A 21,090-nucleotide genomic window follows, 5' to 3' on the forward strand; every position below is an offset into this window, starting at 1 on the left:
ACAAAAAGTCGGCCCGATCAGTGAGCCGCAAAGGCGCGCAGTATACCTGTGCGCTCTGGCTCGGCATCTGAAGATTTGCACCGTGCGCTGAACGGTTTTCCCCTCACCCTAACCCTCGCCCTGGGGAGGGGACAGACCGAGGTGTTTACTCGAGGTTCGCCGACATGGGATACCGAGTCGAACTCAGGTTCGAAAAGCCCACAAATCGGCTCCCTCTCCTTGGGGAGAGGGCTGGGGTGAGGGGCGAATCCAACACAAGAGCATCGCCGCACACTGCTACTCCCCATCTATACAAACGAAACTGACAATCCTGACAGCCAGCCGTCACCCTGCCGACCGCCTGAGCGGTTTATAACTGGTCAATCTGCCCAAACTCCAGACTTCGGCGCCGCGCATGTCCATCCAGAAAAACAAAATCCTGCTGGCCACTCTCCTGATTCTGCTGGCAGCCGCCGGCCTGTGGTTCGCGCTGAAACCGGCGCCGGCCAAACTGGCTACACCGACCGCCATCCCGGTACGCGTCGTAACGGTCAGCGCCAAAGACGTGCCGCGTTACACCAGCGGCATCGGCTCGGTGCTGTCGCTGCACAGCGTGGTGGTGCGTCCGCAGATCGACGGCATTCTGACGAAAATTCTGGTCAAGGAAGGCCAACGGGTCAAAGCAGGCGACCTGCTCGCGACCATTGACGACCGCTCGATCCGCGCCAGCCTCGACCAGGCCCGGGCGCAGTTGGGCGAGAGCCAGGCGCAGTTGCAGGTAGCGCTGGTCAATCTCAAGCGCTACAAACTGCTCAGCGTCGACGACGGCGTGTCGAAGCAGACCTTCGACCAGCAGCAAGCGCTGGTCAACCAGCTCAAAGCCACGGCACAAGGCAATCAGGCCTCGATCGATGCGGCGCAGGTGCAGCTGTCCTACACGCAGATTCGCTCGCCGGTCACCGGGCGCGTCGGTATTCGTACGGTCGATGAAGGCAACTTCCTGCGCATGACCGACATCCAAGGCCTGTTCACCGTCACGCAGATCGACCCGATCGCCGTCGAGTTCTCCCTGCCGCAGCAGATGCTGCCGACCCTGCAGAGCCTGATCAGCGACCCGCAACGCACCCCGGTCAAGGCGTACATCGGAGCCGATACTGATGGCGAAACCGGCAATCTGCTCGGCGAAGGTCAGCTGACCCTGATCGACAATCAGATCAACGCTAACACCGGCACCATCCGCGCCAAGGCCGAATTCGCCAATGCCAGCCAGAAGCTCTGGCCGGGTTTGCTGGTGACGGTGAAAATTCAGACCGCTGTGGATAAAGACGCGCTGGTGGTTCCGCCCACCGTCGTACAGCGAGGCCTCGAACAACACTTCGTTTACCGCGTGAAGGACGACAAGGTCGAGGCAGTGCCGGTGCAAATGGTTTATCAGGGCAGCGGTCAGGACATCATCAAAGGCGTCAACGCCGGTGACGTACTGGTGACCGACGGCCAGTCGCGGCTCAAGCCCGGGGCGATCGTGCAAATCATGAGCGAGCCGCCGCAAGTGGTGCAGGCGGAGCCCAAGCCATGAACTCGCACAAGGGCATCTCGACCTGGTGCATCGATCACCCGGTAGCGACGATTTTGCTGACGTTCGCTCTGGTACTGGTCGGCGTAATTGCCTTTCCGCGTTTGCCGATTGCGCCACTGCCGGAAGCGGAATTTCCTACGATCCAGGTCTCTGCACAGTTGCCCGGCGCCAGCCCCGACACCATGGCTTCCTCGGTGGCGACGCCGCTGGAGGTGCAATTCAGCGCCATCCCCGGCATGACCCAGATGACCTCGAGCAGCGCGCTGGGCTCAACCCTGCTGACCTTGCAGTTCACTCTCGACAAAAGCATCGACACCGCCGCCCAGGAAGTGCAGGCGGCGATCAATACCGCCGCCGGCAAGTTGCCCAAAGACATGCCGACGCTGCCCACATGGAAAAAGGTCAACCCGGCCGATAGCCCGGTGCTGATCCTCAGCGTCAGCTCGACGCAAATGCCCGGCACCGAACTCAGCGACCTGGTGGAAACTCTGCTCTCGCGTCAGATCAGCCAGATCGACGGCGTCGGCCAGATCAACATCACCGGTCAGCAACGCCCGGCGATCCGAGTACAGGCCTCGGCGGACAAACTCGCGGCGATTGGCCTGACGCTGGCCGACATTCGGCTGGCGATTCAGCAGACCAGCCTCAACCTGGCCAAAGGTGCGCTGTACGGCGAGTCGAGCATTTCCACGCTGTCGACCAACGACCAGTTGTTCCACCCCGAGGACTACAGCGAGCTCATCGTTTCCTACAAGGATGGCGCCCCGGTTCACCTGCGCGATGTCGCCAAAGTCGTCAACGGTGCGGAAGATGCCTACGTGCAGGCCTGGGCCGGAGATCGACCTGGTGTGAATCTGGTGATTTTCCGCCAGCCCGGCGCCAACATTGTCGAGACCGTTGATCGCATTCAGGCCGCCCTGCCCGGCCTCGAAGCGATGCTGCCGGCCTCGGTGCAGGTGAAAACCCTGATCGACCGCACGCAGACCATTCGCGCCTCGCTGCATGAAGTGGAAATCACTTTGCTGATCGCGATCCTGCTGGTGGTCGCGGTCATGGCGCTGTTCCTGCGCCAGTTATCGGCGACGCTGATTGTCTCGGCGGTGCTCGGTGTCTCGCTGATCGCCAGTTTCGCCCTGATGTACGTCCTCGGCTTCAGCCTGAACAACCTGACGCTGGTGGCGATCGTCGTCGCGGTCGGCTTCGTTGTGGACGATGCGATCGTGGTGGTGGAAAACATTCATCGCCATCTCGAGGCCGGTGACGATATGCGCGAGGCGGCGATCAAGGGAGCCGGCGAGATTGGCTTCACCGTCGTTTCGATCAGTTTCTCGCTGGTGGCGGCATTCATTCCGCTGCTGTTCATGGGCGGTGTAGTCGGGCGGCTGTTCAAGGAATTCGCCCTGACCGCGACATCGACCATCATGATTTCCGTGGTGGTGTCGCTGACGCTGGCGCCAACCCTTGCTGCGCTGTACATGCGCAAACCGGTGCATCACGCCAGCGCCAAACCGGGTTTCAGCGAGCGCTTGCTCGGCTGGTACGAAAAAGGCCTGCGCCGCGCCCTCGATCATCAGAAATTGATGATTGGTGTGTTCGGCTTATCTTTGGCGCTGGCTGTTGCCGGTTACATCTTTATTCCCAAGGGTTTCTTTCCGGTGCAGGACACCGGGTTCGTCCTCGGCACCACCGAAGCCGCTGCGGATATTTCCTACGGCGACATGGTGAAAAAACACTTGGCGATGGCCGAAATCGTTGCAGCCGATCCGGCGGTGCAGGCGTTCTCGCACTCCGTCGGGGTTTCCGGCAGCAACCAGACCATCGCCAACGGGCGCTTCTGGATCGCCCTGAAAAAACGTGGCGATCGCGATGTCAGCGCCAGCCAGTTCATCGATCGCATCCGCCCGCAACTGATGAAAGTCCCCGGCATCGTTCTGTATTTGCGCGCAGGGCAGGACATCAACCTCAGCTCCGGCCCTAGCCGTGCGCAGTACCAATACGTACTCAAGAGCAACGACGGCGCGACCCTCGCCACCTGGACCCAGCGCCTGACCGAGAAACTGCGCAGCAACCCGGCGTTTCGCGACATTTCCAACGATCTGCAACTGGGCGGCAGCATCACCCACATCAGCATCGATCGCAGCGCCGCCGCGCGTTTCGGCCTGACCGCCAGCGATGTCGACGAGGCGCTGTACGATGCGTTCGGCCAACGGCAGATCAATGAATTCCAGACTCAGGTCAATCAGTACAACGTGATTCTGGAACTGGATACCAAACAACGCGGCAAGGCCGAAAGCCTCAACTATTTTTACCTGCGCTCACCACTCAGTGGGGAAATGGTGCCGCTCTCGGCTCTGGCCCGATTCGACGCGCCGACCATCGGCCCGCTGTCGATTGCCCATGACGGCATGTTCCCCGCCGCCAACATGTCATTCAACCTCGCCCCCGGCGTGGCATTGGGCGATGCGGTGATTCAGCTCAATCAGGCCAAGGCCGAGATCGGCATGCCCACCGCGATCAGCGGCAATTTCCAGGGCGCGGCGCAGGCGTTCCAGAGTTCGCTGGCCAGTCAGCCATGGCTGATTCTGGCGGCGCTGGTGGCGGTGTACATCATTCTCGGCGTGCTTTATGAAAGCTTCGTGCACCCTCTGACGATCATCTCGACGCTGCCGGCTGCAGGTTTGGGTGCGGTGATCATGCTGTGGATCTGCGGCCAGGACTTTTCGATCATGGCGTTGATCGGTCTGGTGCTGCTGATCGGTATCGTCAAGAAGAACGGCATCCTGATGATCGACTTCGCGCTCGAGGCGCAGCGCCAGCGTGGCCTGCCGCCGCAGGAGGCGATTTTCGAAGCGTGCATCACCCGGTTCCGGCCGATCATCATGACCACCCTCGCCGCCCTGCTCGGTGCGTTGCCGCTGATGCTCGGTTACGGCACCGGCGCCGAACTGCGCCAGCCGTTGGGCATTGCCGTGGTCGGTGGTTTGCTGGTCAGCCAGATGCTGACGCTGTTCACCACGCCGGTCATATACTTATGGCTCGAGCGGCTGTTTCACCGGCACTCACACCCACCAGCCGCAACGCCCGCAACGGCACTGGCGACCACAGACTGAGGCGGTCATGCGCGTTCTGATTATCGAAGACGAAGAAAAAACCGCGGACTATCTGCACCGTGGCCTGACCGAACAGGGCTACACCGTGGACCTTGCCCGCGACGGCGTCGAAGGCCTGCATCTGGCACTGGAATGCGACTACGCCGTGATCGTCCTCGACGTCATGTTGCCGGGGCTCGATGGCTTCGGCGTACTGCGCGCATTGCGTGCGCGCAAGCAGACCCCGGTGATCATGCTCACCGCCCGCGAGCGCGTCGAAGACCGCATCAAAGGCCTGCGCGACGGCGCCGACGATTACCTCGGCAAACCGTTTTCCTTTCTCGAACTGGTCGCCCGCCTGCAAGCGCTGACCCGGCGCAGCGGCGGCCACGAACCGGTGCAAGTGACCATCGCCGACCTGTGGATCGATTTGATCAGCCGCAAGGCCACCCGCGCCGGCACGCGCCTGGATCTGACCGCGAAAGAGTTTTCCCTGCTCAGCGTGCTGGCCCGTCGCCAGGGCGAAATCCTTTCGAAAACCGCCATCGCGGAAATGGTCTGGGACATCAATTTCGACAGTGACGCCAACGTCGTCGAAGTCGCGATCAAACGCCTGCGCGCCAAGCTCGACGGGCCGTTCAACGAAAAACTGCTGCACACCATTCGCGGCATGGGTTATGTGCTGGAGAGCCGTGGTGTCCAGTAACTCGATTGCCTTGCGCCTCAGCGGCATGTTCACGCTGGTGGCGCTGGTGGTGTTTCTGTTGATTGGCGGCGCGCTGTATCAACAGGTCGACAAGGGCTTGGGATTGTTGCCCGAAGCCGAGCTGGACGCGCGTTACAGCGTGCTCGAATCCACCGTCGGCCGTTACGGCACGCCGGAGCATTGGGTGAAGATCAACAACAAGCTCAAACTGCTCGGTGAGGAAGACAAGCGCATCAGCTTCTGGATCAGCAGCGGTGATCCGCGCTACGAATACGGCAATCTCACCCCGCAGATTCGTGCCGCCATCAATGGCCCGTTGGGCATGCATGATCTGCAACTGCCCGATCAGCCCTACCCGCTGAAAGTGCTGGTCAGTCAGTTCCCGGCCAAGGACCAGCGCCCGCCGCTGCGCTTCATGATCGGCATCGACACCGAGACGCTGCATCAGACCCAGCATCACTTGCTCATCGCCCTGATCAGTCTGGCGATTGTCGGGGTGCTGCTGGCCTCGGCGCTGGGCTATTGGGTGGCGCGCATTGGTCTGAAACCGCTGATCAAGCTGTCGCAGGAAGCCCAGCGTCTGGCACCACCACTGCGCGCCGGGCGCTTGCGTCTGTCGCCGCTGCCGCCGGAACTGGAGCAGTTTGTCGAATCGTTCAACTCAACTCTGGAACGGGTTGAACTGGCCTATTCGCGGCTGGAATCGTTCAACGCCGACGTCGCCCATGAACTGCGTTCGCCGCTGACCAACTTGATCGGCCAGACCCAGGTCGCACTGACTCGCGGGCGCTCCGCCGAACACTATTTCGAAGTGCTGCAATCCAATCTCGAAGAGCTTGAGCGACTGCGCTCGATCATCAACGACATGCTGTTTCTGGCCAGCGCCGATCAAGGCAACAAGGCGACCAAACTGACCTCGACGTCAATGGCTGATGAGGTGGCGACGACACTGGACTATCTGGATTTCATCCTTGAAGACGCGCAGGTTGAAGTGCAGGTCAGCGGCGATGCGCAAGTGCAGATCGAGGTCGCGCATCTGCGTCGGGCGTTGATCAACTTGCTGAGCAACGCTGTGCAGCATACCGAACCGGGCCAGGTGATCGAGGTGCGCATCGAGGTTGAAGAACACCAGGTGAGCATTGGCGTAGCCAATCCCGGGTCGCCGATTGCCAGCGAGCATCTGCCGAGGTTGTTCGAACGGTTTTATCGGGTCGATGCTTCGCGCAGCAACAGCGGCAATAACCACGGCCTGGGGCTGGCGATCGTCAAGGCGATTGCGCTGATGCATGGCGGGGATGTGTTTGTGCGCAGTGATCGGGGCATGAACACCTTTGGCATCCATCTCCCGGTCTGAATGCTCAGCCAAGCCCTGTGGCGAGGGGATTTATCCCCGCTCGGCTGCGCAGCAGTCGCAAATCCTGTGCACAAGCTCTAAGAATCTTTGAGGCTGGAATTCTTGGGGCCGCTTCGCAGCCCAACGGGGATAAATCCCCTCGCCACAGGCCACCATCACGCACAGACCGGGTTGTTACCCGTGCCGATCTTTGCTTTTGCTGTAACAGTCATTTATGAAAATCGCGCTGTTTCCCAACCCCCGGCAACCTTATCTTTGCCCGCACCAAACAGCACTCGCCAAGCGAGAAGGTTTTCAAGATGTCCAACAGTATGGGTATTGCCAGCGCATTCGTTTTGTCCTCATTGATCCTGTCGCCGATGGCGATGGCTGAAGAATCGCAAACATTCGTAGCGCAAAAAGTCGCTCGCGCGCAGGCATTCGATCAGCATCAGGCCGAAGTGATGGCCAAGGCTCAAGACGCGACGCAATCCCCGCAGGCCGCCACTTCCCAGGCTCAAGCGCTCGAGAAAGACAGCTGAGTCGCACCGCGAAAGGTTTCCCTCGACGCGGTTGTTTGGCTCTTCCCGTTCAACCGTCGTCACTCCAGGCCGCTGTTATTCAGCGGCCTTTTTTCGTTGTGGTCTGAAAGCCGTCTGGCGCGTCTGAAAAAACAAGAAACATCAAGCCGCTCAAGAACCAGAGCGGCCCGCTGACCCAAGGAGCCCCACCGCACGTGTTTTACCCTGTCCGCCTCACCCCGCTGTTCATTGCATTTGCCGCAACGATTGCTCCCGCTGCTCACGCCGATGAGCCCGCTGAACAAGGTTTCGTCGAAGGCTCAAGCCTCAGTCTCAATGCCCGCAACTACTACATGAATCGCAACCGCTTGCAGAAAGCGGACGACAACATTGAATGGGGGCAAGGTTTTCTCGGGGTTTTCGAATCGGGTTATACCGAAGGCACGGTCGGCTTCGGCGTCGATGCTCACGCCATGCTCGGCCTGAAACTCGATGGCGGAGGCGGTACCGACGGTTCGAGCATCCTGCCGATCAGCGACGGCAACGGCAAAGCGCCGGGCTCGTTTTCAACCGCCGGCGGGACCCTGAAGCTGCGAGCATTCGATACCGAACTGAAGGCCGGTGACCTGTTCCTCACCAACCCGGTGATTGCCGGCGGCGACACACGGATGCTGCCGCAGACCTTTCGTGGCATCAGCCTGAGTAACCGCAGCTTCGACGGCTGGCTGATCGAAGGTGGCCAGGCCAGTTTCACCAAGCCGTATAACCAGAGCGGTCATACCCGAATCGGCACGTCCTACGGCACGCTGGCCGATGGCGATGACAGCCAACACTTGAACTGGGCCGGTGTGGCCTGGAGCGGTGTTGAAGGCCTGACCAGCAGCCTTTATGCCTCTGAGCTGAAAGACATCTGGAACCAGTACTACTATGACCTCGACTACACCTGGCAACTGAACGATCTGGTCAGCCTCAACCCGGGTCTGCACTTCTATCACACGCAAGATACCGGCGAGGCGCTGCTGGGCGACATCGACAACAACACCTGGAGCGCGCATCTCACCGTAGGCATCGGCAACCACAGCGTCACTGCCGCCTATCAGCGGGTCAACGGTAATACGCCGTTCGACTACATCAGCCAGGGCGACAGCGTTTATCTGGACAACTCGCAGCAGTATTCGGACTTCAACGGCCCGAACGAACGCTCTTGGAAGCTCAAGTACGCTTACGACTTCACCGGTGTCGGCATGCCAGGGTTAACCTCGGCGCTGTCCTATTCACGCGGCACGGTGGATCTGACCAAAGCTGACCCGGACAGCGCAGGCTATTCGAGCTGGTACAGCGCCGATGGCCGCAACGCCAAACATTGGGAACGCGACATTGATTTGCAGTACGTCGTGCAAAGCGGCCAGGCCAAGGACTTGGCGGTGCGCCTGCAATGGGCGACCAACCGTGGCGGCAACGGCTACGGCGCGATTGATTCGGATACAGATGAATACCGCGTGATCATCGACTACCCGGTCAACGTCTTCTAAGATCCCTACCAAGCTGAAGCCCAGTCAACATCGAACCTATTGGTAGGAGCTGCCGAAGGCTGCGATCTTTTGATCTTGCTCTTGAAAATCAAAAGATCGCAGCCTTCGGCAGCTCCTACAGGTGTGAGCAGGCTCATAGTGCAACTACGCTTGTTAGAATCCCCCAACCCGAACTCCCATCATGATCGCCAGCCGCACGCCCTCCATCACTGGCCTTACCGGTCGCCCCGAGCGTCTGCTGATCCTCGGCAGCCTGCTGACCGTGATTGCGATGGTGTGCATCGTCACTTTCCTGCTGATCCGCGAGTACGCCAGTGCCCAGGAAGCCGCCACCCGCCGCGCCACCACCATTGCGCAATTGATCGACGCCGACGTGCTGCGCACTGTCGAGCTGTACGACCTGACGCTGCAAGGCCTGATCGCCGCCGCTCAGCGTGACGACCTGCAAAACGCCTCGCCGCAGATCCGCCATCTGGCGCTGTTCGATCGCTCTGCCACCGCGCGCTACAAGGGCGACATCCTCCTGCTCGACAAGCATGGCGAGGTCATCGCCGACTCCTCGCGCATCGAACCGAAACCGGGCAATTTCGCCGACCGCGATTATTTTCTCGCCCACGCATTCAACCGCGACATCGGCATGTTTATCAGCCGACCGTTCAAGACCCGCTGCGATTGCGAAGAGGCCGATCAGTGGCGCATCAGCTTCAGCCGACGCATCTCCTCGCAGACCGGCGAATTTCTCGGCGTCGCCGTCGCTTCGTTGAAACTCGACTACTTCGACGACCTGTTCAAAAGCCTCGACATCGGCACCGACAGCACGCTGAACATCATCAACAGCGACGGCGTGCTGCTCGCGCAGAAGCCGTACCTGCAAAGCGACTCGGTGGGCAAAAGCTTCGGCAACCGGCCCAACGTCGTGCGCATTCTCAATGACCGCGATGGCAGCGGCAGTTTCACCAGCACTTCGAGCATGGATGACCAACGCCGGCTCTACACCTACTCCCGTGTGGGCAATCTGCCGCTGACGGTGATGGTGGCGCTGTCCAGCGATGAAGTGTTCGGCACCTGGCGACGCACCGCGATCCTGATCAGTAGCGCCACTGGCGTGTTGTGCCTTGGCCTGTTATGGCTGACCTGGTTGCTCGCCCGGGAACTGCGTCTGCGCCATCGCGCCGAACGCGAACTGGCGCAACTGGCTGCCACCGATGATCTGACCGGCGTCGCCAACCGGCGCATGCTCGACCAGACCTTGCGCCACGAATGGTTCCGCGCCCAGCGCTCGGGCCAGCCGCTGTCGGTGATGATGATTGATGCCGACCACTTCAAGGCGTTCAACGACCGGCACGGCCATCAGGCTGGGGATCAGGTCTTGCGTGAACTGGCCAAGGTGATCACGGCGAACGTGCGGCGTCCGGCGGATCTGGTCGCGCGGTATGGCGGTGAAGAGTTTTCGGTGATTCTCGCCGAGACCGACAGCGCAGGAGCGCAGCAGATCGCCGAGCAGATTCGCCAGGCTGTGGAAAACTTGCCATGGGCCGAGGGCGCTGAGCGGGCGATGACCGTGAGTATCGGCATTGCTACGTGGACATCGGCGAGCGAGATGACCCTGGAGCAGCTGCTGTTCGCGGCGGACAAAGCGCTGTATCAGGCCAAGGAAGGCGGGCGTAATCGCGTTGTAGTGTCACTTTAAAGTCAAAAGATCGCAGCCTTCGGCAGCTCCTACATCTGGAATGCGGTATCCCTGTAGGAGCTGCCGAAGGCTGCGATCTTTGCTTTTGAAAGGGCATAAAAAAAGGCCATCCGAGGATGGCCTTCAAAAAACTAGAGAGGTTTTTTACTTACACGGCCGCAACCGGGCGCATGTAAGAGATTGGTGCGGTGCTGGCGTCTTCGAACGTCACCACTTCCCACGCATCTGTCTGCTCAATCAATTTGCGCAGCAGCTGGTTGTTCAGTGCATGACCGGACTTGAAGCCTTTGAACTCACCAATCAGGCTGTTGCCCAGCAGGTACAGGTCGCCAATCGCATCGAGGATCTTGTGTTTGACGAATTCGTCTTCATAACGAAGACCGTCTTCGTTCAACACGCCATCAGCGTCGACCACGATCGCGTTTTCCACGCTGCCGCCGAGTGCGAGGTTGTGCTTGCGCAGGTACTCGATGTCACTCATGAAACCAAAGGTACGGGCGCGGCTGACTTCTTTTACGAACGAAGTGCTGGAAAAATCCACGCTTGCACTCTGGGTGCGGTCCCGGAATACCGGGTGATCGAAATCGATCTCGAAGCTCACCTTGAAGCCTTCGAAAGGGACGAAAGTGGCGCGCTTGTCGCCGTCTTCCACTGTCACTTCACGCAGGATGCGGATGAATTTCTTGGCGGCGTCCTGCTCTTCCAGGCCAGCCGATTGAATCAGGAATACGAAGGGTCCAGCGCTGCCATCCATGATCGGGACTTCGGACGCGGAGAGCTCGACGTAGGCGTTATCGATGCCCAGGCCAGCCATGGCCGAGAGCAAGTGCTCTACCGTGTCCACTTTGACGTCGCCATTGATCAGCGTCGTCGACATAGTGGTTTCACCGACGTTTTCCGCGCGGGCAGGAATCTGCACCACAGGGTCGAGGTCAGCGCGACAAAACACAATGCCAGTGTCGACAGGCGCAGGCTTGAGGGTCAGATAGACCTTCTCACCGGAGTGCAGGCCTACACCTGTGGCACGGATAATATTTTTCAGTGTGCGTTGTTTAATCATGGCTTGGGCCGCTTCAGCGCAAATTGCGAACTGGTATCAACAAAGGCTGGCGATGATAGCAGACCATGCCTTTGCTGAACACCAATCACCTTCATAGCCCTGATACATTCCATCAATCGGCCTGACGACGCAGGAATGCCGGAATGTCCAGGTAGTCCAGGTCATCCTGCGGATTCATCTTCGCGGCAGCCGCAGCACCGGCCTGAGCCTGGTTGCGCATGACGGTCGGACGGTCCAGATCACGGTAGTTCACCGCTGGCTGCTCCTGACGGGCCGGAGCTGGTTGTTGCACCTGCGCCGAAGCCATCGAGGTGTGAACGGTGTTGTCGATAACCTTTACAGGCTTCTCGATTTTCGCGCCCAGACCGGTGGCAACCACGGTTACGTGCAGCTCGTCGCGCATGTCCGGATCGATAACGGTACCGACCTTGACCATCGCGTGCTCGGAAGCGAAGGCTTCGATGATCGAACCGACGTCGGAGTACTCACCCAGGGACAGGTCAGGACCGGCGGTGATGTTCACCAGGATACCGCGCGCGCCTTGCAGGTTGACGTCTTCCAGCAGCGGGTTGCGGATTGCCGCTTCGGTGGCTTCACGTGCACGGTTCGGACCGCTGGCGCAGCCAGTGCCCATCATTGCCATGCCCATTTCGCTCATCACGGTGCGTACGTCGGCGAAGTCGACGTTGATCATGCCCGGACGCTTGATGATGTCGGAGATACCGCGAACGGCACCGGCCAGGACATCGTCAGCCTTGGCGAAAGCCGACAAGAGGCTTGCGTCTTTGCCGAGGATGGTCAGCAGTTTTTCGTTCGGAATGGTGATCAGCGAGTCGACGCTTTCCGAGAGCATGCGAATGCCTTCGTCGGCGATCTGCATACGCTTGCGGCCTTCGAACGGGAACGGACGGGTCACGACCGCAACGGTCAGGATGCCCATTTCCTTGGCCACTTCGGCGATGATCGGCGCTGCACCGGTACCGGTACCGCCGCCCATGCCGGTGGTGATGAACACCATGTTGGTGCCGGCCAGCACTTCAGCGATGCGCTCGCGGTCTTCCAGAGCGGCTTGACGGCCGACCTCAGGGTTAGCGCCGGCGCCCAGGCCTTTGGTCACGCCGGTACCCAGTTGCAGGATGGTCCGCGCGCCGATGTTTTTCAGCGCTTGAGCATCGGTGTTGGCGCAGATGAACTCAACGCCTTCGATGTTGCTCTTGACCATGTGATTGACAGCGTTGCCGCCGCCACCGCCGACACCGATAACTTTGATTACCGGGCTTGCGGGGATGTTGTCTACGAGTTCGAACATTTTCCCTCTCCTTACATTCTCTAGTTTTTTCGCCTACTGCTGTTTGTAGCGGTGTATCTACTGCAGTTGCTTGCCGCTTGAAGCTTGTCGCTCCAGGCTGCTTTTAAAAATTGCCCTGAACCCACTTTTTCAGTCGGTCCAGCAGCGGCGCCTGAGGCTCTTCGCTGCTGTAGCTGTCGCGGCTGCCGATGCCGGAGAACGAAACTCCGTCGGACTGCTTTTGCAGGCCGTACATCAACAAACCAACGCCAGTGGAATAAATCGGGTTGCGCACCACGTCATCCAGACCTTTCACGCCATGCGGCACACCAAGGCGCACCGGCATGTGGAAGATTTCTTCGGCCAGTTCAGTGGCGCCTTCCATTTTCGAAGTACCGCCGGTGAGCACGATGCCCGCCGGGATCAGGTCTTCGTAGCCACTGCGACGCAGCTCGGCCTGGATCAGGGTGAACAGTTCGTCGTAACGCGGCTCGACCACTTCGGCCAGGGCCTGACGCGACAGTTCGCGCGGTGGACGGTCGCCAACGCTTGGCACCTTGATGGTTTCCCCGGCGCCGGCCAGTTTGGCCAGGGCGCAGGCGTAACGGATCTTGATTTCTTCGGCGTACTGGGTCGGAGTGCGCAACGCCATGGCGATGTCGTTGGTCACTTGATCACCGGCAATCGGGATCACCGCGGTGTGACGGATCGCGCCTTCGGTGAAGATCGCGATGTCGGTGGTGCCGCCGCCGATGTCGACCAGGCACACGCCCAGTTCTTTTTCGTCGTCGGTCAGCACCGAGTAGGCCGAGGCCAGTTGCTCGAGGATGATGTCGTCGATTTCCAGACCGCAGCGGCGCACGCATTTTTCAATGTTCTGTGCAGCGTTGACGGCGCAGGTGACCACGTGAACCTTGGCTTCCAGACGCACGCCGGACATGCCCAGTGGCTCACGCACACCTTCCTGGTTATCGATCACGTAATCCTGCGGCAGGGTGTGCAGCACGCGCTGGTCAGCCGGGATCGCCACAGCCTGGGCGGCATCGAGCACACGCTCAAGGTCGGCCGAGCTGACTTCGCGATCACGGATCGCGACGATGCCGTGGGAGTTCAGGCTGCGGATGTGATTGCCGGCCACGCCGACAAAAGCCGAGTGAATGCGGCAGCCGGCCATCAGCTGGGCTTCTTCGATCGCGCGCTGGATCGATTGCACGGTGGATTCGATGTTGACCACCACGCCCTTCTTCAGGCCGCGGGACGGATGCGTGCCGATCCCGACGATTTCCAGCTGGCCGTCGTCCGCGACCTCGCCTACCAGCGCCACCACTTTGGAGGTGCCGATATCCAGACCGACGATCATTTTGCCGCTTTGCACGTTTGCCATGGGTCCTGCCTCTTCTTAATTCTTTGCGACAGCGGGTTGGGCTGTCGTCGGCGCTACGGGTTCCCGCCAGCCAACAGCGAGGCCGTTGGCGTAGCGCAGATCGATGCGCGCAATGTTCGTAATCTGCTCTTTCAGCGTCTTGTCATAGATGGCGATGAAGCGGCGCATCTTTTCCACCTGGTTGCCGCGTCCCAGCAGCAACTCGATGCCGGGGCCGGAACTGCCGGCACCAGTAGTCAGGAACCAGCTGCCGCGTTCACGCAATTCCAGGCGTGCAATCGAAAAACCCAGCGGGCGCAACATCTGGCTCAGCACCTGATACTGCTGCATCACCTGCTGCTGAGCCCGTTGTGGGCCGAACAACTGCGGCAGGTGTTCGTAGTTCGCCAGTTCCTTGGGCGTGAACGCCTGGCCCTGGTTGTTGAGCAACGACTCGTCGCCCCATCGCGCCACCGGCAATTGCTCTTCGAGGCGGATCACTACCTGGTCCGGCCACACCCGACGCACTTCGGCGTGGGCGATCCACGGCATCTGCTCAAGCTCGGTACGCATACCGGCGAGGTCGATGGTGAAGAAGCTCGACGCCACGAACGGCGCGATCCGCTGCTGCACCGCCTGCTGGCTGATGTAGCTCAAGTCGCCCTGCACCGCGATCTTGCTGATCGGCCGGTCGGCATACGGCAGCAAACGCTGCGCGCCTTCGTATGTACCAAAGCCCAGCGCCACCAGCAGCACCGGCCAGAACAGGCTTTTCAGAAAGCTGAAATTGGCTTTCGGCAGGCGCGCGGACATCGGCTCTTTCGCCACCATTCGGCTGGCACCCCGCGGCACCGGCTTGCGGCCGGGTGCGGGTGGCTGATGTCTGAGATGAGCGCCTTGCATGGTCTTAACCTCGCGCCTCTGTTGCGCCTGCGTCTTCAACGCTGGCGGCCAGAATGGCCAGAACCAGTTGCTGGAAATCCAGACCGGCAGCCCGCGCCGCCATCGGCACCAGGCTGTGATCGGTCATGCCCGGTGCGGTATTGACTTCGAGGAACCAGAACTGCCCGTCGGCGTCCTGCATCACGTCCGCCCGGCCCCAACCGGCGATACCCAGCGCCTCACAGGCCTTGGCCGTGAGTTCCATGAGTTCCTGTTCCTTGGCCGCGTCCAGCCCGCACGGAATGCGGTACTGGGTATCGTTGGCGATGTACTTGGCGTCGTAGTCGTAAAATGTGTGCGGTGTACCCAGGGCGATAGGAGGCAACACCTGGTCACGCAGGGTGGCGATGGTGAACTCCGGACCTTGAATCCATTGCTCGACCAACACTTGCGAATCGTAGGTACTGGCCGCTTTCCATGCGTCGATCAACTCGGACGCAGAATTCACTTTGGCCATCCCGATACTTGAACCTTCATGCGCCGGTTTGACGATCAAAGGCAGGCCCAGTTCCGTCGCTGCGGAAATACAGTCGGCTTCGCTGCACAGCACGGCGTGACGCGGCGTCGGAATCCCGAGGCTGTGCCAGACCTGCTTGGTGCGCAGCTTGTCCATCGCCAGTGCCGAAGCAAGAATGCCGCTGCCGGTGTACGGGATGCCGGCACACTCGAGCAGGCCCTGCATGCTGCCGTCTTCACCGCCGCGACCGTGGAGAATGATGAACGCGCGGTCGATCTTTTCGCTGAGCAGACGCTGCAGGAAGTCTTCGCCGACATCGATGCCGAACGCGTCGACGCCAGCGCTTTGCAGCGCCTCGAGCACGGCGTTGCCGGATTTCAGCGAAACCTCACGCTCGGCACTCAGGCCGCCGAAGAGCACGGCGACGCGGCCGAAGTCTTTCGGCGCGATGGTGGAGAACAGCTTGGCGTAGGCAGCAGTCATTTCAACTTCCCCTCGACCGACGCCGCCACGGCGCCGGCGAACAATTCACTTTTCAACAGCTTCGGCGCGAGACCGCCGATATCACCAGCGCCCTGGCACAGCAGAATGTCACCGGCGCGCAGCAGCGGCTTGACCAACGGCGCCAGGTCGACGCCACGCTCGATGTAGATCGGGTCGAGCTGACCGCGCTGGCGGATGCTGTTGCACAGCTTGCGGCTGTCGGCGCCCGGGATCGGCTCTTCGCCGGCCGGATAGACTTCCATCAGCAGCAGCACGTTGGCATCGGCCAGTACATTGACGAAGTCGTCGTACAGATCACGGGTGCGGCTGTAGCGGTGCGGCTGGTAGACCATCACCAGGCGACGCTCCGGCCAGCCACCGCGCACGGCTTTGATCACCGCAGCGACTTCGGTCGGGTGGTGACCGTAGTCGTCGACCAGCATTACGTTGCCGCCATCCACCGGCAGTTCGCCGTAGACCTGGAAGCGTCGACCGACACCCTGGAAGCCCGACAGGCCCTGAACGATGGCTTCATCGCTGACGCCTTCATCGGTGGCGATGCAGATGGTCGCCAGCGAATTGAGCACGTTATGGTTGCCGGGCATGTTCACCGACACGTCCAGCGGCTCACGATCCGGGCGCAGCACGGTGAAGAAGGTCTGCATGCCCTGCTGGCGCACATTGATTGCACGCACGTCGGCATCTTCGCTGAAGCCGTAGGTCACGGTCGGACGTTTCACCAGCGGCAGGATTTCACGCACCACCGGATCGTCGAGACACATCACCGCCAGCCCGTAGAACGGCAGGTTGTGCAGGAATTCGACGAAGGTTTTCTTCAGTTTGTTGAAGTCACCGTCGTAGGTCGCCATGTGGTCGGCGTCGATGTTGGTGACCACGGCCACCAGCGGTTGCAGATGCAGGAAGCTCGCATCGCTTTCGTCGGCTTCGGCGATCAGGTAACGGCTGGTGCCGAGCTGGGCATTGGTGCCCGCTGCATTCAGACGCCCACCGATCACGAATGTCGGGTCCAGGCCACCGGCCGCGAACACCGAAGCGATCAGGCTGGTGGTGGTGGTTTTGCCGTGAGTACCGGCGACGGCGATGCCGTGGCGGTAGCGCATCAGCTCGGCGAGCATTTCTGCGCGCGGCACCACTGGGATGCGACGCTCAAGGGCAGTCGCCACTTCCGGGTTGGACGTGTTCACTGCGCTCGACACCACCAGCACGTCGGCGGTAGCCGCGTTCTCGGCACGGTGACCGATGAAGATCTGCGCGCCGAAGGTTTCCAGGCGCTCGGTGACCGGCGACGCTTTCAGGTCGGAACCGGAGACTTGATAGCCCAGGTTCAACAACACTTCAGCGATACCGCACATGCCCACGCCGCCGATGCCGACGAAGTGGATGCGACGGATGCGGCGCATTTCCGGTTGTGGCATGGCTTTCTGATTCTCAACCATGGGCCACCTCCAGGCAGGTGTCGACCACGCTACGGGTGGCATCGGGTTTGGCCAGTCGGCGGGCCGCTTGGGCCATTGCTTCGAGTCGTTGCGGTTGCATCAAGACCTCTGTCAGGCGCGCGGCAAGATCCGCGGCACCAGTCGTTCTTTGCGGCATCAGGAGGGCAGCGCCTTCGCGGGCCAAATAATCGGCGTTGCGGGTCTGGTGATCGTCGATCGCATGGGGCAAAGGCACCAGCATCGAGGGCAGACCGGCGGCCGCCAGCTCACTGATGGTCAGCGCGCCTGCGCGGCACACCACCAGGTCAGCCCAGCCATAGGCTTGGGCCATGTCTTTGATGAATGGCTGCACCTGCGCTTCCACACCAGCGGCGCGGTAACGCTCGGCAGTCACTTCATCGTGATTTTTGCCGGCCTGATGAAACACTTCCGGGCGCAAATCGGCAGCGACTTGGGCCAGGGCTTCAGGCAGCAATTTATTCAACGGTTCTGCGCCCAGGCTGCCGCCAAGGATCAGCAAACGCGCTTTGCGCCCGGTCAGCGCCGGTCGCGATGTTTCGAGGAACAGCTCGCTGCGCACCGGATTTCCGGTGGTACGGCGGCTGTCCGACAGAGTAAAGGTGTCGGGGAACGCTTCACACACTCGGGCGGCGAACGGCACCAGCAACCGATTGGCGGTGCCGGCGACCGCATTCTGCTCGTGAACGATCACTGGCACGCCGGCCAGTTTCGCGGCAAGGCCGCCGGGGCCGGTCACATAACCGCCGAAGCCGACCACGCACACCGGCTTCAGACGGCGCATGATCGCCCGCGCCTGCCACACCGATTTCAGCAGCATCAGCGGCGCCTTGAGCAGCGACAGCTTGCCCTTGCCGCGCAGACCGCTGGCGTTGATCCGGTGCAGTTCAAGCCCTGCCGCCGGAACCAGTTCGTTTTCAATCCCGCGTGGCGTGCCGAGCCAGTGCACGGTGTAACCGCGCGCCTGAAATTCGCGGGCACAGGCCAGCGCCGGGAACACGTGGCCGCCGGTACCGCCGGCCATGATCAATACGTTAGCGCCCATGAGTCGGCTCCTCGGCGAAGTCGCTCTCCTGGAATTCCATCTCTTCGCTGCCCAGGTGGGTTCGACTCTCCCACTCGATGCGCAGCAACAGGCCCAGACAGGCGCAGCAGATCACCAGCGAGCTGCCGCCGTAACTGAGGAACGGCAAGGTCAGCCCCTTGGTTGGCAGCAGGCCGACGTTCACACCGATGTTGATCAGGAACTGACCAATCCACAGGAACGACAAGCCGTAAGCCACATAAGCGGCGAAAAACTGCTTGGCCTTCTCCGCCCACAGGCCGATGTACATGCCGCGAATACACACGAACACGAACAGCGCGACGGTGCACAGCGAACCGACCGCGCCGAGTTCTTCGGCGAGTACCGAGAACACGAAGTCGGTGTGCGCTTCCGGCAGGTAGAACTGTTTCTGCACGCTGTTGCCCAGGCCGACGCCCAGCCACTCGCCGCGACCGAAGGCGATCAAGGCCTGCGACAACTGATAACCGGCGCCGAACTGGTCGGCCCACGGGTCGGCGAAGTTGGTCAGACGCGCCATTCGATAGGGCTGCATCTGAATCAGCAAAACCACCGCGCCAACCGCCAGCACCACCATCAGCGAGAAACGGAACAGCCCGACCCCGCCAAGGAACAGCATCGCCGCCGCCGCGCCCATCATGACTACGGTGGCACCGAAGTCCGGCTCCATCAGCAACAGACCGGCCATCGGCAACAGGACGATGAACGGCTTGAAGAAGCCCATCCAGCTCTCGCGCACTTCTTTCTGCCGGCGCACCAGATAACCGGCGAGGTAGATCACCACGAATACCTTGGCGATTTCCGACGGCTGCACGTTAAAGAAGCTGAAACCGATCCAGCGCATCGAACCGTTCACCTCGCGGCCGATGCCGGGGATGATCACCATCACCAGCAGGCCGAACGCACCGATCAGCATCATCCAGCCGAGGCGCTGCCAAGTGGCGATCGGGATCATCATGGTGACAATGCACGCGCCCAGACCCAGCACCACATATATAAGGTGGCGAATCATGTAATACAGCGGACTGCCCGACTGCGCTGCCGCCACTTCGGTGGACGCCGAGGCGATCATGATCAGGCCGAGACCAAGCAACGCCAGGCAACCGGCGAGCATCGGGAAGTCGAGGTCGATGCCACGCCCGGTGATCAGCGGCGACGGGTACGGCTTGATGATGTTTCTCAGGTTCATGCCAGTTCCTCCACAGCGCGGACGAACTGGTGACCACGGTCTTCGTAATTCTTGAACATGTCGAAACTGGCGCAGGCCGGCGACAGCAGCACCACATCGCCCGGTTGGGCAGCGGCGCGGCATTGCGCAACAGCGTCGATCAGCGAGCTCGCGCGAATCAGCGGTACGGCATCGCCAATGGCTGCGCCGATCTTGTCGGAGTCGCGGCCCATCAGCACCACAGCGCGGCAGTTGGCCGCCGCTGGATCACGCAGATCGTTGAATTCGGCGCCTTTGCCGTCACCGCCGGCGATCAGAATGACCTTGCCGTCGATGTCTGCGCCCAAACCTTCGATGGCGGCCAGAGCGGCGCCAACGTTGGTGGCTTTGGAATCGTTGTAATAGGCCACGCCGTCGAGATCGCGCACCCACTGGCAACGATGCTCGAGGCCGGCAAACGTGCGCAACGCCGCGAGCATGGCGTCGAACGGCAGGCCTACCGCGTGACCCAGTGCCAATGCGGCGAGCGCGTTGGACTGGTTGTGCGCGCCGCGAATCTTCAGTTCACGCACCGGCATCAGGTTCTGGAATTCGAAGGCCAGGTACTTCTCGCCGTCTTCTTCGCGAATGCCGAAGGCCTTGAAGTCCGGTTTGCTCAGGCCAAAGGTCCAGCATGGCTGGCCTTCGCCGATCAATGGACGGCTCAGGGCGTCCTGACGGTTGACCACAAACTGCTTCGCGCCACGGAAGATCCGGTGCTTGGCCAGGTGATACGCCGGCAGACCGCTGTAGCGATCCATGTGGTCTTCGCTGATGTTCAGTACGGTGGCGACTTCGGCGTTGAGCTGGTCGGTGGTTTCCAGCTGGAAACTCGACAACTCCATGACGTACAGCTCGACGTCATCGCTGAGCAGGTCCAGCGCCGGGGTGCCAAGGTTGCCGCCGACGGCGACGCGCTTACCGGCCGCAACAGCCATCTCGCCGACCAACGTGGTGACGGTGCTTTTCGCGTTGGAACCGGTAATCGCGACGATCGGCGCCCGCGCGTTACGCGCGAACAGCTCGATGTCGCCGGACATTTTCACGCCACGGGCTGCGGCGGCTTGCAGGGCCGGGGTCGCCAGCGCCAGGCCGGGGCTCACGTAGAGCTCGTCGGCACGGCAGAGGAATTCGACGTCCAGCTCGCCACAACGCACTTCCACGTGCGGATAGTCACGCTTGAGCGTGGCCAGTTCCGGTGGATTGTCCCGCGTGTCGGCGACGGCAAACGACGTGCCCCGGTTCGCCAGGAAGCGAACCAGGGACATGCCGCTCTTGCCGAGGCCGACAACGATGCGGAAGTGGTCAGAAGCGATCAGAGACACT

Annotated in this window: 16 protein-coding genes; 7 read left to right on the forward strand and 9 right to left on the reverse strand. The window is 61.1% G+C overall.

Features of this window, described 5'->3' with window-relative positions; all coding sequences use genetic code 11:
• The first annotated feature begins 394 nt into the window (after positions 1–394).
• From AB4N53_RS14625 to AB4N53_RS14655, 7 genes are all read left to right on the forward strand, one after another.
• Positions 395–1,555: an efflux RND transporter periplasmic adaptor subunit gene (locus AB4N53_RS14625; RefSeq protein ID WP_460094758.1), complete on the forward strand. Its 1,161-nt coding sequence runs from the start codon at positions 395–397 to the stop codon at positions 1,553–1,555.
• Positions 1,552–4,665: a multidrug efflux RND transporter permease subunit gene (locus AB4N53_RS14630; RefSeq protein WP_150741848.1), complete on the forward strand. Its 3,114-nt coding sequence runs from the start codon at positions 1,552–1,554 to the stop codon at positions 4,663–4,665. The genes AB4N53_RS14625 and AB4N53_RS14630 overlap by 4 nt, the downstream gene beginning before the upstream one ends.
• Positions 4,666–4,672: 7 nt before the next feature.
• Complete coding sequence (locus tag AB4N53_RS14635; RefSeq protein WP_016773287.1) at positions 4,673–5,350, forward strand: heavy metal response regulator transcription factor; 678 nt, start codon at positions 4,673–4,675, stop codon at positions 5,348–5,350.
• Complete coding sequence (locus AB4N53_RS14640) at positions 5,340–6,704, forward strand: heavy metal sensor histidine kinase (RefSeq protein WP_460121335.1); 1,365 nt, start codon at positions 5,340–5,342, stop codon at positions 6,702–6,704. Before AB4N53_RS14635 ends, AB4N53_RS14640 begins: the two co-directional genes overlap by 11 nt.
• Before the next feature lie 299 nt (positions 6,705–7,003).
• Positions 7,004–7,225, forward strand: a complete 222-nt coding sequence (locus AB4N53_RS14645; RefSeq protein ID WP_122693152.1) for a hypothetical protein — start codon at positions 7,004–7,006, stop codon at positions 7,223–7,225.
• Between the two features lie 194 nt (positions 7,226–7,419).
• A complete protein-coding gene (locus AB4N53_RS14650) occupies positions 7,420–8,736 on the forward strand; it encodes an OprD family porin (protein WP_460121339.1) in 1,317 nt (438 codons plus the stop codon).
• Positions 8,737–8,917: 181 nt separating this feature from the next.
• A complete protein-coding gene (locus AB4N53_RS14655; RefSeq protein ID WP_460121341.1) occupies positions 8,918–10,426 on the forward strand; it encodes a sensor domain-containing diguanylate cyclase in 1,509 nt (502 codons plus the stop codon).
• 148 nt (positions 10,427–10,574) lie between these two features.
• Here AB4N53_RS14655 and lpxC read toward each other — a convergent pair whose 3' ends face one another.
• The 9 genes from lpxC to murD form a co-directional block, all read right to left on the reverse strand.
• Positions 10,575–11,486, reverse strand: coding sequence for a UDP-3-O-acyl-N-acetylglucosamine deacetylase (lpxC, locus tag AB4N53_RS14660; RefSeq protein ID WP_007916984.1), 912 nt, complete (start codon positions 11,484–11,486; stop codon positions 10,575–10,577).
• A gap of 112 nt (positions 11,487–11,598) precedes the next feature.
• On the reverse strand, positions 11,599–12,795 hold the full coding sequence (gene ftsZ, locus AB4N53_RS14665; protein WP_016773283.1) for a cell division protein FtsZ: 1,197 nt from the start codon (positions 12,793–12,795) through the stop codon (positions 11,599–11,601).
• Positions 12,796–12,898: 103 nt separating this feature from the next.
• On the reverse strand, positions 12,899–14,158 hold the full coding sequence (gene ftsA, locus AB4N53_RS14670) for a cell division protein FtsA (RefSeq protein WP_016773282.1): 1,260 nt from the start codon (positions 14,156–14,158) through the stop codon (positions 12,899–12,901).
• 15 nt (positions 14,159–14,173) lie between these two features.
• Positions 14,174–15,040 (reverse strand): cell division protein FtsQ/DivIB, encoded by an 867-nt coding sequence (locus AB4N53_RS14675; protein WP_460121344.1) that lies wholly within the window; start codon positions 15,038–15,040, stop codon positions 14,174–14,176.
• Positions 15,041–15,044: 4 nt separating this feature from the next.
• On the reverse strand, positions 15,045–16,019 hold the full coding sequence (locus tag AB4N53_RS14680) for a D-alanine--D-alanine ligase (RefSeq protein WP_016773280.1): 975 nt from the start codon (positions 16,017–16,019) through the stop codon (positions 15,045–15,047).
• Positions 16,016–17,476, reverse strand: coding sequence for a UDP-N-acetylmuramate--L-alanine ligase (gene murC / locus AB4N53_RS14685; RefSeq protein WP_042608371.1), 1,461 nt, complete (start codon positions 17,474–17,476; stop codon positions 16,016–16,018). Before murC ends, AB4N53_RS14680 begins: the two co-directional genes overlap by 4 nt.
• Positions 17,469–18,539, reverse strand: a complete 1,071-nt coding sequence (gene murG, locus AB4N53_RS14690; RefSeq protein ID WP_460121346.1) for an undecaprenyldiphospho-muramoylpentapeptide beta-N-acetylglucosaminyltransferase — start codon at positions 18,537–18,539, stop codon at positions 17,469–17,471. The genes murC and murG overlap by 8 nt, the downstream gene beginning before the upstream one ends.
• Positions 18,529–19,746, reverse strand: a complete 1,218-nt coding sequence (ftsW, locus tag AB4N53_RS14695; protein ID WP_016773276.1) for a putative lipid II flippase FtsW — start codon at positions 19,744–19,746, stop codon at positions 18,529–18,531. Before ftsW ends, murG begins: the two co-directional genes overlap by 11 nt.
• Positions 19,743–21,089: a UDP-N-acetylmuramoyl-L-alanine--D-glutamate ligase gene (gene murD / locus AB4N53_RS14700; protein ID WP_460121348.1), complete on the reverse strand. Its 1,347-nt coding sequence runs from the start codon at positions 21,087–21,089 to the stop codon at positions 19,743–19,745. The genes ftsW and murD overlap by 4 nt, the downstream gene beginning before the upstream one ends.
• Between the last annotated feature and the right edge of the window lies 1 nt (position 21,090).

The sequence above is a fragment of the Pseudomonas sp. H3_E04 genome, assembly GCF_054668915.1.

What these genes read in the sequence shown, in the direction of transcription:
- AB4N53_RS14645 (WP_122693152.1), top strand. Translation starts at nt 7,004, where the DNA reads ATGTCCAACAGTATGGGTATTGCCAGCGCATTCGTTTTGTCCTCATTG.
- AB4N53_RS14655 (WP_460121341.1), top strand. Translation starts at nt 8,918, where the DNA reads ATGATCGCCAGCCGCACGCCCTCCATCACTGGCCTTACCGGTCGCCCC.
- AB4N53_RS14680 (WP_016773280.1), bottom strand. Translation starts at nt 16,019, where the DNA reads ATGACTGCTGCCTACGCCAAGCTGTTCTCCACCATCGCGCCGAAAGAC.
- AB4N53_RS14630 (WP_150741848.1), top strand. Translation starts at nt 1,552, where the DNA reads ATGAACTCGCACAAGGGCATCTCGACCTGGTGCATCGATCACCCGGTA.
- murG (WP_460121346.1), bottom strand. Translation starts at nt 18,539, where the DNA reads ATGGGCGCTAACGTATTGATCATGGCCGGCGGTACCGGCGGCCACGTG.
- AB4N53_RS14675 (WP_460121344.1), bottom strand. Translation starts at nt 15,040, where the DNA reads ATGCAAGGCGCTCATCTCAGACATCAGCCACCCGCACCCGGCCGCAAG.
- ftsA (WP_016773282.1), bottom strand. Translation starts at nt 14,158, where the DNA reads ATGGCAAACGTGCAAAGCGGCAAAATGATCGTCGGTCTGGATATCGGC.
- AB4N53_RS14625 (WP_460094758.1), top strand. Translation starts at nt 395, where the DNA reads ATGTCCATCCAGAAAAACAAAATCCTGCTGGCCACTCTCCTGATTCTG.
- ftsZ (WP_016773283.1), bottom strand. Translation starts at nt 12,795, where the DNA reads ATGTTCGAACTCGTAGACAACATCCCCGCAAGCCCGGTAATCAAAGTT.
- lpxC (WP_007916984.1), bottom strand. Translation starts at nt 11,486, where the DNA reads ATGATTAAACAACGCACACTGAAAAATATTATCCGTGCCACAGGTGTA.
- AB4N53_RS14635 (WP_016773287.1), top strand. Translation starts at nt 4,673, where the DNA reads ATGCGCGTTCTGATTATCGAAGACGAAGAAAAAACCGCGGACTATCTG.
- murC (WP_042608371.1), bottom strand. Translation starts at nt 17,476, where the DNA reads ATGGTTGAGAATCAGAAAGCCATGCCACAACCGGAAATGCGCCGCATC.
- ftsW (WP_016773276.1), bottom strand. Translation starts at nt 19,746, where the DNA reads ATGAACCTGAGAAACATCATCAAGCCGTACCCGTCGCCGCTGATCACC.